General features: G+C 70.3%; 14 protein-coding genes. 9 read left to right on the top strand and 5 right to left on the bottom strand.

Annotated elements, in window-relative coordinates; translation table 11 throughout:
* Positions 1 to 45: 45 nt before the first annotated feature.
* Genes ACFU53_RS39830 through ACFU53_RS39820 form a run of 3 tightly spaced genes read right to left on the bottom strand, consistent with a single transcriptional unit; the run spans position 46 to position 3,148 of the window.
* Positions 46 to 1,326, bottom strand: coding sequence for an ABC transporter substrate-binding protein (locus ACFU53_RS39830; RefSeq protein WP_384004232.1), 1,281 nt, complete (start codon positions 1,324 to 1,326; stop codon positions 46 to 48).
* A gap of 56 nt (positions 1,327 to 1,382) precedes the next feature.
* Positions 1,383 to 2,204 (bottom strand): carbohydrate ABC transporter permease, encoded by an 822-nt coding sequence (locus ACFU53_RS39825; RefSeq protein ID WP_384004230.1) that lies wholly within the window; start codon positions 2,202 to 2,204, stop codon positions 1,383 to 1,385.
* Complete coding sequence (locus ACFU53_RS39820) at positions 2,201 to 3,148, bottom strand: carbohydrate ABC transporter permease (RefSeq protein ID WP_384004228.1); 948 nt, start codon at positions 3,146 to 3,148, stop codon at positions 2,201 to 2,203. Before ACFU53_RS39820 ends, ACFU53_RS39825 begins: the two co-directional genes overlap by 4 nt.
* A 338-nt stretch (positions 3,149 to 3,486) precedes the next feature.
* On the opposite strand from ACFU53_RS39820, the gene ACFU53_RS39815 reads away from it, so the two are divergent.
* The 6 genes from ACFU53_RS39815 (at position 3,487) to ACFU53_RS39790 (ending at position 8,466) form a co-directional block, all read left to right on the top strand.
* Complete coding sequence (locus ACFU53_RS39815; protein ID WP_384004225.1) at positions 3,487 to 4,530, top strand: LacI family DNA-binding transcriptional regulator; 1,044 nt, start codon at positions 3,487 to 3,489, stop codon at positions 4,528 to 4,530.
* Positions 4,531 to 4,703: 173 nt separating this feature from the next.
* Positions 4,704 to 5,840: an ABC transporter substrate-binding protein gene (locus ACFU53_RS39810; RefSeq protein WP_384004223.1), complete on the top strand. Its 1,137-nt coding sequence runs from the start codon at positions 4,704 to 4,706 to the stop codon at positions 5,838 to 5,840.
* Positions 5,841 to 5,938: 98 nt separating this feature from the next.
* Complete coding sequence (locus tag ACFU53_RS39805; RefSeq protein WP_384004221.1) at positions 5,939 to 6,433, top strand: MarR family winged helix-turn-helix transcriptional regulator; 495 nt, start codon at positions 5,939 to 5,941, stop codon at positions 6,431 to 6,433.
* Between the two features lie 153 nt (positions 6,434 to 6,586).
* On the top strand, positions 6,587 to 7,213 hold the full coding sequence (locus ACFU53_RS39800; RefSeq protein WP_384004219.1) for a DsbA family protein: 627 nt from the start codon (positions 6,587 to 6,589) through the stop codon (positions 7,211 to 7,213).
* 34 nt (positions 7,214 to 7,247) lie between these two features.
* Positions 7,248 to 8,054: an MBL fold metallo-hydrolase gene (locus tag ACFU53_RS39795; RefSeq protein WP_384004216.1), complete on the top strand. Its 807-nt coding sequence runs from the start codon at positions 7,248 to 7,250 to the stop codon at positions 8,052 to 8,054.
* Position 8,055: 1 nt separating this feature from the next.
* Positions 8,056 to 8,466, top strand: coding sequence for a nuclear transport factor 2 family protein (locus tag ACFU53_RS39790; RefSeq protein WP_384004214.1), 411 nt, complete (start codon positions 8,056 to 8,058; stop codon positions 8,464 to 8,466).
* Positions 8,467 to 8,596: 130 nt separating this feature from the next.
* On the opposite strand, the gene ACFU53_RS39785 is transcribed toward ACFU53_RS39790, so the two are convergent.
* Positions 8,597 to 9,565: an alpha/beta hydrolase gene (locus ACFU53_RS39785; RefSeq protein WP_384004212.1), complete on the bottom strand. Its 969-nt coding sequence runs from the start codon at positions 9,563 to 9,565 to the stop codon at positions 8,597 to 8,599.
* Between the two features lie 518 nt (positions 9,566 to 10,083).
* Positions 10,084 to 11,091, bottom strand: a complete 1,008-nt coding sequence (locus ACFU53_RS39780; protein WP_384004210.1) for a LacI family DNA-binding transcriptional regulator — start codon at positions 11,089 to 11,091, stop codon at positions 10,084 to 10,086.
* 200 nt (positions 11,092 to 11,291) lie between these two features.
* Between ACFU53_RS39780 and ACFU53_RS39775 the strand changes: the two genes are divergently transcribed.
* From ACFU53_RS39775 to ACFU53_RS39765, 3 genes are read left to right on the top strand one after another with little or no spacing between them, the layout of a single operon-like run.
* On the top strand, positions 11,292 to 12,650 hold the full coding sequence (locus tag ACFU53_RS39775; RefSeq protein ID WP_384004208.1) for an MFS transporter: 1,359 nt from the start codon (positions 11,292 to 11,294) through the stop codon (positions 12,648 to 12,650).
* On the top strand, positions 12,647 to 13,423 hold the full coding sequence (locus ACFU53_RS39770) for an alpha/beta hydrolase (protein ID WP_384004206.1): 777 nt from the start codon (positions 12,647 to 12,649) through the stop codon (positions 13,421 to 13,423). Before ACFU53_RS39775 ends, ACFU53_RS39770 begins: the two co-directional genes overlap by 4 nt.
* Entirely contained in the window at positions 13,420 to 16,062 is a 2,643-nt protein-coding gene (locus ACFU53_RS39765) for a family 78 glycoside hydrolase catalytic domain (protein WP_384004204.1), read from the top strand. The genes ACFU53_RS39770 and ACFU53_RS39765 overlap by 4 nt, the downstream gene beginning before the upstream one ends.
* The last annotated feature ends 116 nt before the right edge of the window (positions 16,063 to 16,178 follow it).

Here is a 16,178-nt window from a genome sequence, read left to right as displayed (position 1 = left end):
CGTAACTGCCGGGCCGCCCCGCGTGGGGGCCCGACGGCTCGGTGGTCAGTTCCCGGACTTGTAGTCGGCGTCCATCTCGTCGAGGAGCTTCTCGGGCGTGGACTGCCCGCTGAAGATCTCCTGGAGGCCGCTGAGCATGGTCTGCTGGACCTTGGGGTTGGGCCAGAGCTGGTCCATGAACGGGACCGTGCGGTCGGACCCGATGAACTCCGAGAGTTCGGCGAGCGACGGGTCGGCGGCGAAGCCCGTGTCGGGCAGGGAGGGCAGGCCCCCCTGCTTCTTGACGAATATGTTCATGCCCTCGGGCGACATCACGAAGTCCACGAACTTCAGCGCCAGTTCCTCGTTCTTCGCCTTGGCGTTGACGGCGTAGCCGGCGCCCGCGGCGGCGGGGATGAGGGTCTTGGACGCGTCGTCGGTGGCGGGCAGCGCCTTGAGCGTGAACGTGCCCTTCGGGTTCTTCGCCTGGAGGAGGGCGATCACCCAGTTGCCCTGCACGATGCCGAGGGTCTTGCCGGTGGCGGCGAGCCCCTGGCTGGCTTCGTAGTTGGTCCCCAGCGGGTTCTTCTGGAAGCAGCCGGTCTTCTCCATCGTCACGTACTTGTCCAGGGAGGTGGTCCACGGTGACTTCGCGAAGGTCGCCTCGCCGGACTGCATCTTCTTGTCGAAGTCCGGGTCCTCGCCGTACACGGTCGTGGCGACGAGCGAGTACAGCACGAGCTGGGTCACCCAGTTGTCCTGGTTGCCGAGTGCGAAGGCCGGAGTTCCCTTGGCCTTCGCGGCCTTGCAGAAGTCCAGCAGCTCCGTCCAGGTGTCCGGCGCGGTGAGCCCGGCCTTCTTCAGGGCCTGCTCGTTGTAGACCGCTCCGATGCCGTTCTGCCCGAAGACCGCGTTGTACGTCTTGCCCTCGTACTGGGCGACGGATTTCATCGCGTCCGGCAGCTTGGCGGCCCAGGGCCGGTCCGACAGGTCGCGCAGATAGCCCGGCTTGGCGAGCACGTAGGTGGCGCCCGGGTTGCCGTTGCCGGGCCAGACCGACATCACGTCAGGCGCGGTGCCCGAGGACAGCTGGGTCCGGATCTGCTGCTGGTACTGGTCGGCGCCGCTGGTGGTGTAGCGGACCTTGACGCCGGGGTTGGCTTTCTCGAACGCCTTGACGACGTCCTGGATCGAGCCCTGGTCGACCGACGAGAGTGTCAGCGTCTTGCTGCCACCCGAGCCGCCGCCCGAGCCGCCGGAGCCCGCCTTGGTGCCGCCGCTGCACGCGGTCAGCACGGCCATGGAGGTGACCGCGGCGATCAGGACCGGGAGTGTGCGTGTCTTCATGAAGTCCCCCTCGGGGAAAGAGCCACCGTGCATGAGGGTCGGTCGGGTGTCGGGGGTCATCCCCGCAGCCCTCCCGCGAAGCCGTTGATGATGCTGCGCTGCAGCAGGAAGTAGATGAGCAGGACAGGCAGGATGCTGATCACCAGTGCGGCGAAGATGAGGTTCCAGTCGGTGACGTACTGGCCGACGAAACCCGTGACGGCAACCGGCAGGGTCTGCTGGGCGCTGCCGCTGAGGTACAGCAGTGGGGTGAAGAAGTCGTTCCAGACGGAGACCGTGTTGAGGACCAGGGCGGTCACCGTGACCGGTTTGAGCATGGGCAGGACCACGTACCGGAAGCCCTGCAGCGGGGTGCAGCCGTCGATGAAGGCCGCGTCCTCGAAGTCACGCGGCAGGGCGCGCAGGAAGCCGACGTAGAGGAAGACGGTGAACGGCACCTGCAGGCCCGAGTAGAAGAGGACCAGCGCCCAGGGGGTGCCGAGCAGGCCCAGATCGCGCATGGTCTGGTACAGCGGCAGGGAGGCGAGTTGGAACGGGAGGGCGAGGCCGAGGAGAATGGTCAGATACGTTCCCCGGGACCAGCGGGCCGTGGCCCGGGCCAGCGGGTACGCCGCCAGCGCCGACACCGCGAGCACGACGACGACGCTGCACACCGTCACCAGCACGCTGTTGACCAACGCACCGCCCAGCGCGCCCTGTTGCCAGGCCTGGGTGAAGTTGTCGAGGGTGGGCGAACTCGTCGGGCTGATCGGCGAGGAGGTGTCCGACGGGGGCCGGACCGCCAGGTTGACCAGGACGTACACCGGGAAGGCGACGAACAGGGCGGCGGCGATCATCGTCAGTTCCAACGCCAGGGTGCGGCGGCGGTAGCGGTTCATGAGGCGGCCCTCTCGTTGCGGGACAGCGCGAGGTACTGCCCGGACGAGACGACCGCCACGATGATCGTGAGGACGACCGCGAGCGCGATGCTGTAGCCGAACTCGCCGAGGGTGAAGGCGTCCTTGTAGATCAGCGTCGAGATGGTGTCGGTGGCGTGTCCGGGTCCGCCGCCCGTCAACGCGTAGACCTGGTCGAAGAGTTTGATTCCGCCGATGATCGACAGCATCAGGTTGATGGTGAGGGCCGGGGCCAGCAGCGGCCTGGTCACCGACCAGAAGCGCCGTACGGGACCGGCCCCATCCATGGCCGCCGCCTCATGGACCTCCTTGGGCACCGACTGCAGCCCGGCGAGAAAGATGACCATGGAATAGCCCGCGAACTGCCATACGATCACGCCGACCACCGACCACAGCGCCAGAGTCGGGCTGCCCAGCCAGTCCTGCCGCCATCCCCCCAGGCCGACGGCACCGAGCAGGCTGTTGACCGCGCCGTCCGGGCCGAGCAGATTGCGCCAGAGGTAGGCGGTGACGACCGGGGTGATCACGGCCGGGGCGAACAGGAACACCCGGAGCACATTGCGCGACTTGATGACCGAGTTGACGCCGAGGGCCAGCAGCAGGCCCACCGCGTTCTGCACGACCGTGATGGAGACGGCGATCAGCAGGGTGTGCCGGATGGCCTGCATCGCGTCCTCGTCGCGGAACATCTCGGAGAAGTTGTCCAGGCCGACGAAGGAGAAGTCGGGGGAGAGTCCGTCCCAGTCGGTGAAGGCGTAGTACACACCGCGCGCACTCGGCACCAGGACGACAAAGGCGAACAGCAGCATCGCGGGAAGGGCGAACCACCATGGCGGAGTGGTTCGCGCGCGCCGACCCCGTGGAGCCGGTTCCGCGCCCGGGGGCCGGTCGACGTCCGGAAGTTGCTGGTGCGGGGTGACAGTCACCTACGAACCTCCTCTCTTGAAACGATTCAATACATCTGCTGGATCAACTGTCCGGCACTGCGCCCCACAGGGGGCGCCGCCGGTTCTCTTCGTCCTGGGGTTCGACTCGGCGCGATGGTGTCCCGACGCCGGACCGTGGGGCCGGAACGGTTTGTGGGTAACGTTTCCCAAAGGATGTGGCCAGACCTTAGGGAGCCTCCCGCATGACGTCAAGATGTTGCGCACACACTTCGGTGGCGTTACGACGACAGCGCATCCCCGTTCCGGGCCGCCCCCTGAGCTGCGGAATCCGGCTTAGACTCGGCCGCCCGACGCCACCCCGAGAGGCAAGGACCCGGATGGAGCCGACAGCATCACGTCGCAGGACCACCATCGTCGACGTCGCGCGACACGCCCGGGTGTCCGTCACCTCCGTGTCCAAGGTGCTGCGCAACGCCTACGGGGCCAGCCCCGAGATGCAGGCCAAAGTGCGCCGCGCGATCGACGAGTTGGGCTACCGGCCGCACGCGGGCGCCCGGGCCCTCCGGGGGCAGACATACACCGTCGGCGTGATGCTGCCCGACATCCGCAACCCGTTCTTTCCCGAGATTCTCGACGGCGTCACCGACTCACTGGAGGAGACCGACTACCAGGTGTTCCTGGGGCCGGGCTGCAACGGGGAGAAGGCGGAGGCCCGGGTCACCGAGGCGATGATCGACCGCGGCATGGACGGTCTCATCCTGGTCGCACCGGTCTCCTCACGCGCACACCTGGAGCACGTCGCCGCCGAGGTACCAACCGTCGTCGTCGGCCGCCACGGTTCCTCTCCGGTGTACGACACCGTGACCGACGACGATGTCGAGGGGGCGGCCCTGGTCGTCCGCCACCTCGCCGGTCTCGGACACCACCGGATCGCCCACGTCGAGCATCACGAGACCGATCCGACGCGCCTCGCGGAGATGCCCAACGCCCGGCGCGCAGACGGATATCGGCAGGCCATGCGGGCGCACGGGCTGGAGGAGCGGATCGATGTGATCTCCACCAGCTACACCCAGGAGGGTGGTCACCGGGCGGCCCGGGAACTGCTGGCCCGGCCCGCCACCACCCGGCCGACGGCCCTCTTCGCCGGGGCGGACATCGTCGCTATGGGCGTGCTGGAAGCGGTCGCCGATGCCGGTCTGTCCGTTCCGGGCGACCTCTCGGTGGCCGGCTACGACAACACGACGTTCGCCGCGTTCGGCCCGATCTCGCTCACCAGCGTCGACCAGGCCGGCCAGGAGATGGGCCGGAACGCCGTACGGCTCCTGTTGGACCGGATCGCCGATCGTGACCGCCCGACGGCCAAGGTCACCCTCTCCCCCACGCTCGTGCCGCGCCGGTCCACGGCACGACCGGTGGAGTGAGCCGTCGGCGCCGAGAGATCCAGCGGGCGTTCAACCGTTCGGTTGAATTTGGGTCGGAGGTTTGGGAAACGTTGCCCATTCGTCGGCGTCGGCATCAGGATGGGTGATGCCCGGCGGCCATGGCGGAGCCAGGCCCGGGTGTCATCCGCCCCCCTCAGAGAGGTCTCCTCAGCATGTCCAGCTTCAGCAGGCGACATGTCCTCGCCACCGGCGCCGGCACCGCTGTCGGTATCGGCGCGTTCGGCGCCTCGGCCGGTACGGCCGCGGCCTCGTCGGCGAAATCCCGTCGTACGGGCGGGCGCGAGGAGACCCGTACGCTCGACGAGCTGTACCGGGCCGCGCTCGCGGAGGGCGGCAAGCTCGTCGTCTACGCGGGCGGCGACACCCCGACCCAACAGGACGGCACCAAGGCGGCCTTCAGGGACCGCTTCCCCGAGATCGACCTGACGCTGATCGTCGACTACAGCAAGTACCACGACGTGCGGGTCGACAACCAGTTGGCCACCGACACCCTCGTGCCGGACGTCGTCCAGTTCCAGACCCTGCACGACTTCGACCGCTGGAAGCAGCAGGGCCGCCTGCTGCACTACAAGCCGGCCGGCTTCTCCAAGGTGTACGACGCGTTCAAGGATCCGCAGGGCGCGTGGGTGGCCACCGGCGCGATCGCCTTCAGCTTCATGTACGACACGGCGGCGGTCGGTTCGAAGACGCCGCTCACCCCGCTCGACCTGGTCGACGCGAAGTGGAAGGGGAAGATCGCCTCGTCGTACCCGCACGACGACGACGCGGTCCTCTACCTCTACGCGTTGTACGCCCGCACGTACGGCTGGGACTGGGTGGCCGGGTTCGCCGCCCAGGGCGTCCAGTTCGGGCGGGGCAGCAACTCCCCGGGCGACGCCGTCTTCGGCGGGCAGAAGACGATCGGGGTCGGGACGGCGGGGTCCGCGGTCGGCTCCTCCCCCGTGACGTTCGCCATCGAAGCCGGACACCCGTTCATGGCCTGGGGCCAGCGCACCGCCATCCTCGAAGAGGCGAAGAACTCCACCGCCGCCAAGCTCTTCCTCAACTGGCAGCTGTCGACGGAGATGCAGAACGGCTCCTTCAACGGCTGGTCCGTCCGCACCGACGTGACTCCCCCGGCCAGCCTGAAGCCGATCTGGAAGTACGCCGACGCCAACGTGGACGGCTTCCCCCGCTTCATGGCCGACCGTGCCGCGGTCGAGCGCTGGAAGCAGACCTTCGCCCTGTACTTCGGCGAGGTCAAGGGCGACCCGACGCCCGGCTGGCTCGGCCTGCACCCGGGCGCGTAGCGGCGGGCGGTGCCGCGGGGCCGATCGGCTGTAGCCTGCCTCGCCCGGGGCAAGATCGGTACGGTGGCAGTCTGGACCAGGAGAGGGGCGGCGCGGCCGTGAGCGAGCAGGCAGGGATCAGTACGGCCAAGGAGGCCGCCGACCACGAACTCATCCTCGCGTTCGGGCGGCTGCAAGGGGCGGCCAACCGGCTGGAGTACATCCTCGGGCGGGCGCTCGAGGTCGAGTGCGGCATCAGCCACCTGATGTTCGAGGTGTTGCTGATCCTCGGGCGGGCAGGCGAGCCGGGCCTGTCCATGCGGGCCATCGCGCAGGAGCAGGTCCTCACCACCGGCGGGGCCACCCGACTGGTGGACCGCATGGAGGCGGCCGGGCTCGTCACCCGGGCGGAGTCCCCCGCCGACCGGCGCGGAAAGCTGGTACGGCTGACCCCGCTGGGCGAGGGGACGACGGTTCGCGCGTCTCTGGTCCACGTCGATAACATCAAGGAGTACTTCCTCAACCCCCTCCCGGTGGCAGACCGCGAGCGGTTCGCGGAGGATCTTCGCATCCTCAGCCACACGGCTCGGATCGTACTGCCCCGACTGCCCTGACCTGCACGCCGAGCCACTCCCGACGTCCTGACCCGAGCCACGTCCGTATGGCCCACCTCACCCACAGCTTCCGGAATACCTGACACGTCAGTTACTGTTCTGTCAGGTGATCGCCCGCATCGGGTGGGCCATCACACGCCTGTTGAGGTCACGATGAAGCTGGTCTACGTTTTCGACGCCTACTGCGGTTGGTCCCACGGATTCTCCGTGACGCTCCGCGAGGTGGTCTCGCGCCATCCCGGGCTGCCGGTGGAGGTGGTCTCCGGCGGTCTGTTCACCGGATCGCGCCGGGTGCCTATCCGCGAGTTCGGCTATGTCCAGGGCGCGAACGCCCAGATCGCGGAGCTGACCGGTGCCGAGTTCGGCGAGGGCTACGAGCGGCTGATCGCCGACGGTTCGTTCGTCATGGACTCCGAGGCCGCCGCCCGCGGCATGGCCGCCCTGCGGCAGGCCGGCCCCGACCGGGCCGCAGCCCTGGCGACGGACCTGCAGCACGCCTTCTACGCCGACGGCCGCAGCCTGTCCGACCCGGCCACGTATCGCGTGGTCGCCGAGGCCGCCGGCCTGGACGCCGACGCCGTCGTGGCCGCCTTCGAGTCTGCCGAGGCGCGGGCTGCCGCCGAGGCCGACTTCCGCCGCGCGGCCGAACTGGGTGTCACGGGCTTCCCCACCCTGCTGGCCGTTGAAGGTGGCTCCATCGCCCCTCTGGCCTACGGCCGCGCCACCGCGGACGAGGTCGACCAGCGGCTGGCGTCCCACGCGGCCACCCTTACCTCATGACCTTCTCCGTCCCCACCCCCCTCAAGGAGTTCCCGTGAGCACCCTCTCGTTCAAGGTCCTCGACCTCGACTTCCCGGCCGGCGTCAAGAACAAGACGGCCACGCTCGTCACCGGCGAGACCGAGGCGCTGTTGGTCGACGCCGCCTTCACCCGTGCCGACGGCCACCGGCTGGCCGCCGAGATCCTCGACTCCGGCAAAAAGCTGACGACCGTCTTCGTCAGCCACGGCGACCCCGACTTCTACTTCGGCGCCGAAGTGATCGCGGACGCCTTCCCCGACGCGGTCTTCGTGGCCACGCCGATCGTCATCGAGCACATCCAGCACTCCTACGAGGGCAAGCTCAAGGCGTGGGCGACGCTCGGCGCGAACCTCCCCACCCGCCTGGTCGAGCTGACCCCGCTGACCGGCGGCCTCACCCTCGAGGGCCACCGCTTCGAGCTCAGGGGCGGCCCGGCCGCGCTGCCCGACCGCCACTACCTGTGGCAGGCCGAGCACCGCGCCCTCCTCGGCGGCGTACTGCTCTTCCAGCAGGAGCACGTCTGGGTCGCCGACACCCCCACCCCGGGCGACCGCGCCGCCTGGATCGACCTGCTGGACGAGATGGCCGCGCTCCAGCCGGAACTGGTCGTCCCCGGCCACCGTCCGCCCGGCACGGCGGCCGACGCCTCCGCCATCGCGGCCACCCGCGCCTACCTGCTCGCCTTCGAGGAGGAGCTGGACAAGGCCGCAGACGGTGCCTCCCTCACCGAGGCCCTCGTCAAGCGCTACCCGGACAACGGGATGCAGATCGCCGCGCAGATCGGCGCGAAGGTCGCCAAGGGCGAGATGAAGTGGGGCTGACATGAGCGAGTTCGCGACCTCCACCGCACCCGCCGACGTCGTACGCCGCCAGTACCTGGCCTCCGCCGCAGGTGACCTGGAAGCCCTGCGCGCCACCCTCGCCCCCGACGTGGAGTGGACGGAGATGGCCGGCTTCCCTCTCGCCGGCACCTACCGCACCCCCGACGGGGTCACCGCCAACGTGATGGAGAAGCTCGGCCAGGGCTGGGACGGCTGGACCGCCCACGACGACACCTACGTCGTCGACGGCGAGAACGTCGTCGTCCTGGCCCGCTACACCGCCACCAACAAGGCCACCGCCAGGGCGATCGACGTCCGTGTCGCCCACCACTTCGTCGTACGCGGCGGACTCATCGTCCGCTTCGAGCAGTTCGTGGACACCGCCCTCGTCCGCGACGCGATGACCGACTGACCGGACTCGGTTGGATCTCTCCTGCACCGGCAGGACCGGAGCGGCCGCGCTCCGCCTGACGGATCGGCCCGCACCGTGCTGCGACGACAGCGCGGGGCGGGCCGACGGCGTGGAACGCGGTCCTCTCCTGTCATTCCCCCAGCAGTCGCCGGAGCCACCGCAGACGGGCCTCCCTCGCGTCGACCGAGAGGGCGGCCTGGGGCACGAGGCCGTCGAAGCCGTGGAAGCCGCCCGGCCACACATGCAGTTCGGCGCTTCCCCCGGCCTGCCAGATCCTGGAGGCGTAGGTGACGTCCTCGTCCCGGAACGTTTCCGCGGAGCCGACGTCGATGAAGGCCGGAGGCAGGTCGGAGAGGTCGGTCGCGCGGGCCGGAGCGGCGTACGGCTCGACGTCGTCGGTGCCGCGCGTCTCCCCCAACAGGGCGTTCCACCCGGTTTCGTTCGCCGTGCGGTCCCATACGCCGAGCCCGGCCATCTGATGGGCGGACAAGGTGTCGTTGCGGTCGTCGAGCATCGGGCACATCAGCAGCTGGCCGATGGGGCGAGGGCCCCGGCGGTCACGTGTGAGGAGAGCCAGCGCCGCGGCGAGTCCGCCGCCCGCGCTGCCCCCGGCCAGGATGATGCGGTCCGGATCGCCGCCGACCTCCTTGGCGTGTGCCGCCGTCCACAGCAGACCCGCGTAGCAGTCCTCGACCGGTGCCGGGTGCGGGTGCTCGGGGGCGAGCCGGTACTCCACCGACACCACGACCAGGCCCAGTTCCTCCGCCCAGTCGAGGGGCAGGCCCAGCCGGTTGGTGCCCACGATCATGCCCCCGGGGTGCGTGAAGTAGACGATCGGGCGTGGGGCCGCCACGGAGGTGGGCCGACAGATCAGCAGCGAGACGTCCGGCGCGCCCAGCGGGCCGGGCACCGCGCGCTCCTGTACGTCGAAGAGCCCGCCACAGCTCAGTTCGTCGTTCGTGAGAAGGGGGACCTCACCGTTGAGCCGTTCCCTCGCCGCGGGTATGTCGTCCGGGGTCGCGGTGGTCGGCGCCTGGTCTCCGAGAGCGACGAGAGCGGCGGCCAGCTCCGGGTCGAACGGCGGAGGGGGCGTGGTCATCTGGACCTCCTGGGGGTTCTTCGTCGACGTGATCGCGGCCCGGCGGGAAAGTCGTCGCGCCGGAGCGGAGCCGTGCGGTGGGGATGCCCGCTCGCCGAGCGCAGGGGTGCCTGCGAGACAGAGCGGGCGGGCTTCGAACAGAGCGGGCGGGCTTCGATGGGAACGGGGCCGAGGCCCTGGCGTATGCGGTCGTACGGCTCGGGCGCGTGCGCTCGTTCCTGCCGGGCCGTGCGGGGTCGTACGTCTCCAGCCGAACAGCGGGCCGCGGCCTCGTGGTTCATCCGAGTGGCGCGGGACGCCTCGCACCGAAGGGGACGGGCGGAACCGTAACCGGACGCCCCGCTCGCCGTCCAGCCTTCTCACGGAGCGCGACGATTCCCCGATCCAGCAGGCATCGCCTTTCGCGTCGCGCGGCAGCCGTACGGCGATGGGTCGTCCGAAGGGGCGTGCCCGGACCCGGGAGTGGCCCAGGTCCGCCGCCACCCCGGCTGCCATCGGCCGGCCGGCCGAGAACCCGGTCAGGCCGAGTCCCGCAATTCCACCCGCAGCGGATCCTCGATGGGCTCGGTGGGCACGTCCTTCCGGTCGAGCGCGTCGACGACGCGGCGGGCCAGCCCCCGCGCGAGGGTGTCGGTGTCGCGGACGACCGTGGTCAGCGACGGTCGCAGCAGGGCCGAGCTCGGGATGTCGTCGGCGCCGATCACGGCGAGGTCCTGCGGGGCGCGCAGCCCGAGGGACTGCAGGGCCAGCAGCACCGCCATGGCGATGTCGTCGTTGAACGCGCAGATGCCCGTCACCGGCGGGTCGGCCGCGAGCCATGTCTTCACCGCCTCCGTGGCACCGTCCAGCTCCAGCGGGACAGCGCGGACATCGGGCTCGGGAAGACCGCGTTCGGCGCAGACCTGGCGGACGCCGTCCAGCCGCGGCTGGGCCAGGACGTCGAGTCGTGGCAGGTCCGGGTAGGCGTAGCCGAGCCGGCGGTGCGAGTCGACGAGATGGCGGGCCTGGAGCGCGCCGATCGGTTCCTCGGACACCAGAGCGGACCGGACGTCTCCCGACGTCGGACCGTGCATCGTCATGACGACCTCGATGCCCGCCGCGCGCATGGCCTCGGCTTCGGTCTCGGGGAACTCGTTCAGGGCCAGGACCGCGGCGGGCGTCAGGGCCCGCCAGATCTCACGCAGGGGCCGGGCGGGCCGGGCCGAGGAGTGCACGAGGAAAGTGAACTCGTGTTCGGCGAAGGCGTTGGTCAGATGCTGGATGAAGCGCCCGAGTACATGCTGGATCGGCCAGTCCGGCAGCACGCCGAGCACGATGTCCGAACGCCCCGTGCGCAGTGTGCGCGCGGCGGCCGAGGGTGCGTAGCCGAGCCGGGCGGCGGCCTCCCACACCCGGCGCCGCGTCGCCTCGGCGATCTTCTGGTGCGGGGTGTCGTTGAGGACGTAGCTGACCGTCGCCCGCGAGACTCCGGCCTCCCGCGCGACGTCCCCGCTGGTCACCCGTCTGCCTCTGGACGTCCCGGCCATGCATCCCCACCCTCTGACAGCTCTGACAGACCTCTTGCCAAACCCCGCGATTGCGGGCTAGCTTACCCGCTCAGTCAACCTACACGTTTAAGTGGCGCGATTAAGTAACGCTCAGTAGCTGAATCCGGCAACTCTCCCCGAGCGCCACGCTTCAGGTCCCCCACCGTTCCCGTCTCTCCGGTACTCAACGAAGAGGACCCATGTCTGGCCTGAGAAGCACCACGAGCAACCCCTGGAAGACCGCGACACTCGCCGGCATGGCCTCCTACCTGGACGCCGCCGCCCTGGTGACGTCGGGAATCGCCATCGGCGGCTACTACGCCGCGCCGCTCCAGCTCAGTCCCGAGGCCATCGGCTCCCTGCTGGGACTGCAGACCCTGGCGTTCGCCGCCGGTGCGCTCTTCGGCGGTCGACTGGGCGACCGCTTCGGCCGCCGGACGATCTTCACCCTCTCGCTCGTCCTGTACGCGGCCGGCGTCCTGTTGCTCCTCGTGGCCGCGAGCCCCGTTCTGCTGTACGCCGGAGTCGTGACCACCGGTCTGGCCATCGGAGCGGACCTCCCCGTGTCGCTCGCACTCGTCAACGAGGAGGCACCGGCCGGCAAGAAGGGCACCATGGTGGTGTTCTCCAGCATGCTCTGGCTCGCCGGCATCGTGGCCGTGCTGCTGCTCAGTTCCTTCATGGGAGCCCAGGGCATGCTCGGCGGCCGGATCCTCTTCGCCCACCTGCTGGTCGTGGCCGTCGTGGTGCTGCTCCTGCGCCTCACCCTCAGCGAGTCGGCCGAATGGACCGCCGCGCGCCGGGCCGCCGACGCACAACCGAACTCCGCCGCCGGGACCATCGAGTTCAGTCGCGTCCGGGATCTCTTCCGGGCACCGACCGTCTACGCCCTGCTCGCGACGGGCCTCTACTACGCCACCTGGAACCTCGGCGCGAACACCCTCGGTCAGTTCGGCACCTTCCTGTGGACCGCTCTGGCCAAGGGGGAGGTCGCGGAGTACTCGCAACTGACCCTCCTCGGACTTCCGGTGGGCTTCGTCGCCGGCCTGGTGTTCATGCGCGTGGTCGACCGGCCCGCCCGGCACGCCTGGTTCGCCGCGGGCACCGCTCTGATCGTCATCGCCTGGGCACTGCCCGCACTGCTCGGACCCGGCAGGTTCACCCTCGTCGCCGTCATGCTCGTCTCCGGCCTCGGCAACTCCTTCGCCGGCGAGTCCATCTACAAGATCTGGTCCCAGGAACTCTTCCCGACCCTGCTGCGGGCCACCGCGACCGGCGTGACCATGGCCTTCACCCGGGCCCTCGCCGGACTGGCCGCACTGGGCACGCCCGCCTTCGCCCTGGGCCACACCGGGCTGTTCTTCGGCCTGCTCCTCGGCGTCACGGTGGTCTCGGCGGTCATCGGCCTCGCCTGGGTGCCGCGCCTGTCCAAGGCCGCCCAGCCCGAGCCCGCCGACGCCCCCCGACCCCAGTCGCCTGCCGACGCTTCCCAGCCCGCGGCGCCTGCCGACCTCAGCGGCGCTCCCACCACCGTCACGACCGAAAAGGCTGTGCCTTGATCCGCCACCACGACTTCCGTCACGACGACCTGACGCTGCGCTCGACGCTGCACATCCCCGAAGGACCGGCGGACACCCGTCATCCGACCGTGGTGTTCGTCCACGGCTTCACCTCCAACCGCCTCGAACTGCCGAACTTCGTCGCCATGTCCCGGCTGTTGGCCGCGAACGGGATCGCCTCGGTCCGCTTCGACCTCTCGGGCCACGGGGAGAGCGACGGCGACTTCTTCGACGTGACCATCACCGGCGAGATCGCCGAGACCCGCGCGATCCTGCGGACGGTCCGGACCCTCGACTTCGTCGACCCCGACCGTATCGGCCTGGTCGGCATGAGCATGGGAGGTGTGGTCGCCGGGATCACGGCCGCCGAGGAGAGCGGGATCGGCGCGCTGTGTCTGTGGTCCCCGGCGGCGGTGGCCCCCTTCGAGATCGGCAAGGGATATCTCAAGGGGCGCAGGATCGCGGCGGAGATCGAGGAGAAGGGGTACTTCGACGCCGACGGCCACCGGGTGAGCCCGGCCATGGTCGAGGACATCGCCGGCCTCGACGTCTATGGGCGGTCCGGCGCGTACACCGGGCCGGTCCACATCCTGCACGGTGACAAGGACGACATCGCCCCGCTGCAGTACGTACGCCGCTACCTGGACCACTACGACGGGAACGCGGAGCTCGAGATCGTCGAAGGCGCGGACCACGCCTGGGGAACCGTCCCCCACCGCACCACGCTGCACGGGTCCACCCTGCGATTCCTCCGGAGGCACCTCCAGCGATGAACACGTCGAGCCCCACGCCACACCGTACGACGGACGCCTCGACCTCGGTCACCGGCCTGCGCACCTCGGACGACTCCGGCCTCGTCGCCACCCCGTACGCCATGCCGCGCCTCTCGTGGTCGCTGACCGGCGCACGGCCGGGCATCCTCCAACAGGCCTACGAGGTCGAGGTGTCGACCGACCCGTCCTTCGGCGACACCACGTCCAGCGGAGAAGTCGAGTCCGACGCGGTGACAGACCACCCGTGGCCGGCGCAACCGCTGAACAGTCGCGAGACCCGGTACTGGCGTGTCCGTGTCCGCACCGACCTCGGGTGGACGCCATGGAGCGACTCCGCCCGGGTGGAGGCCGCGCTGCTCGACGACGTGGACTGGGCGGCCCGCCCCGTCCATCTGCCCAGTGACCGGGGCCGTACCTCCCCCGGCCCCGTGCCGTTGCTCCGCCGGGAGTTCCACCTCCCGGCGGAGCCGGTGTCCGCCCGCCTGTACGTCACCTCGCTCGGCGTGCACCGCACCACGGTCAACGGCCGTCCCGTCTCCGCCGACCTGCTGGAACCGGGCTGGACCAGCTACCCCAACCGGCTGCTCTACGCCAGCTACGACGTCACCGACCTGCTCCGCCCCGGCGCGAACGCGCTCTCCGCCGCGATCGGCGACGGCTGGGTCCGCGGCCACCTCACCTGGCACAAGAACCGCGACGTCTACGGCGACACGACGGCACTGCTCGCCCAGCTCGAAGTCGACCTGGCCGACGGGACCAGGGTCACGATCACCACCGACGGCCACTGGAAGGGCGGATACGGCGACCTGCTGGCGGCGGACCTGTACGACGGCTGCGAACGCGACCTCCGCCACGAGCCCAACGGCTGGCAGCTGCCGCACTTCGTCGACCGTGACTGGGAACCCGTCGCCGTCCTGCCCCTGCCCAAGGGGCTGGCACAACGGGCCCACCCGCCCGTGCGCGTCGTCCAGGTAGTCCGGCCCGAGCAGCGGACCCTCCCCGACGGCACGATCGCCGTCGACGCGGGCGAGAACCTGACCGGCTGGCTACGGCTCCGCGTCGACGGACCACGAGGGAGCACCGTCACCGTCCGGCACGCCGAGGTCCTCGATGCCGACGGCCGCCTGCTGACGAGCATCCTGCGCGGCGCCCGGGCCACAGACCAGTACACCCTGGCCGGCGGCCCGGCCGAACTGACGCCGGAGTTCACCTTCCACGGCTTCCGGTACGCCGAGATCGGCACCTCACCCGACGTGACCGTCGAGGCGGTCGAGGTCGAGGTCGTGGCCAGCGATCTGCGCCGCATCGGCGGGTTCCGCTGCTCCGACGACCGCGTGAACACCCTGTACGCCAACGTCGTACGCTCCCAGCGCGGCAACTTCCTCGCCGTGCCCACGGACTGCCCGCAGCGGGACGAGCGGCTCGGCTGGACCGGCGACATCATGGCCTTCGCCCCGACGGCGTGCGCCACGTTCGACAGCGGCTCCTTCCTCGACAGCTGGCTCACCGACCTCCGCATCGAGCAACGGCCCGACGGCGCGGTCCCGCTGGTGATCCCCGACGTGCCGCTCGGCGAACTCCCGCCCGCCGAGCTGCCGTTCGCGGGCGCCGCCGCGGGCTGGGGCGACGCCGCCACGGTCGTACCGGCCGCCCTCTACGAGGCCTACGGCCGGCCCGACATGCTGGAACGCCACTACGCGGCGATGCGCGCGTGGGTCGATTTCACCGTCGATCACCTGGACGAGGACGGGACCTGGAGCGGCAACGCACAACTCGGTGACTGGCTCGACCCCGCCGCGCCACCGGAGGACCCGGCGGCCGCCACCACCGACTCCGGCTGTGTCGCCACCGCCTTCGTCGCGCACAGCGCCCGTCTGCTCGCCGACGCCGACCGTGCACTGGGCCGCCCCGACGACGCCGCACGGTACGAGGCGCTGCACCGGCGTACTGCCGAGGCCGCCTGGCGCAAGTGGGGCGATCACGCCCGCACCACCCAGACGGGCTGCGCGCTCGCCCTGGAGTTCGGCATCGTGCCCGCGACCGAGCGCGCCGATGTGGGCAAGGCCCTCGCGAGTCTGGTGCGCGCCCACGGCGGCCGTATCGCCACCGGCTTTTTGGGCACACCGTTCGTGCTGCCGGCCCTCAGCAGCACCGGCCATGTGGCCGAGGCGTACGAGCTGTTGCTCAACCCCGAGTGTCCGGGCTGGCTCTACCAGGTCGCCCGCGGCGCCACCACGATGTGGGAACGGTGGGACGCCATCCGCCCCGACGGCACCATCGACGTCGAGAAGGCCGGCACGATGCTGTCGTTCAACCACTACGCCTACGGTGCGGTCGCCGCCTGGCTCTACCGATCCGTGGCGGGTCTGCGGCCCACCACGCCCGGCTACCGCACCCTCGACATCGCCCCACGTCCCGGCTCCACGCTCACCTCCGCCGAGGCCTCGATCAACACTCCGTACGGCACCGCGTCCGTCGCCTGGTCGATCAGCGGCAACACCCTCACGGTGAAGGCCGTACTGCCGCCCGGCACCACCGGACGGTTCAGCGCACCCGAGGGCTGGCACTGCACGGAGGACATCGACGGACTCGGATCCGGCAGCCATCTCATGTCCCTGCGTCCGGTCACCGGTTCCTGAAACATCACCCACCACCGGAGCCTGTCCGCATCGGCTCCTTCCCGCCCGGTCCCGGAGACCGAGGTCAGCAGTCCCTCGGCCATGCCGAAGACCTGCTGCAGCCGCGCGCCGAGGAC

It is taken from the genome of Streptomyces sp. NPDC057474, from assembly GCF_042802555.1.
Classification (GTDB): domain Bacteria; phylum Actinomycetota; class Actinomycetes; order Streptomycetales; family Streptomycetaceae; genus Streptomyces.
This window is presented reverse-complemented; position numbering and strand designations above follow the sequence as displayed.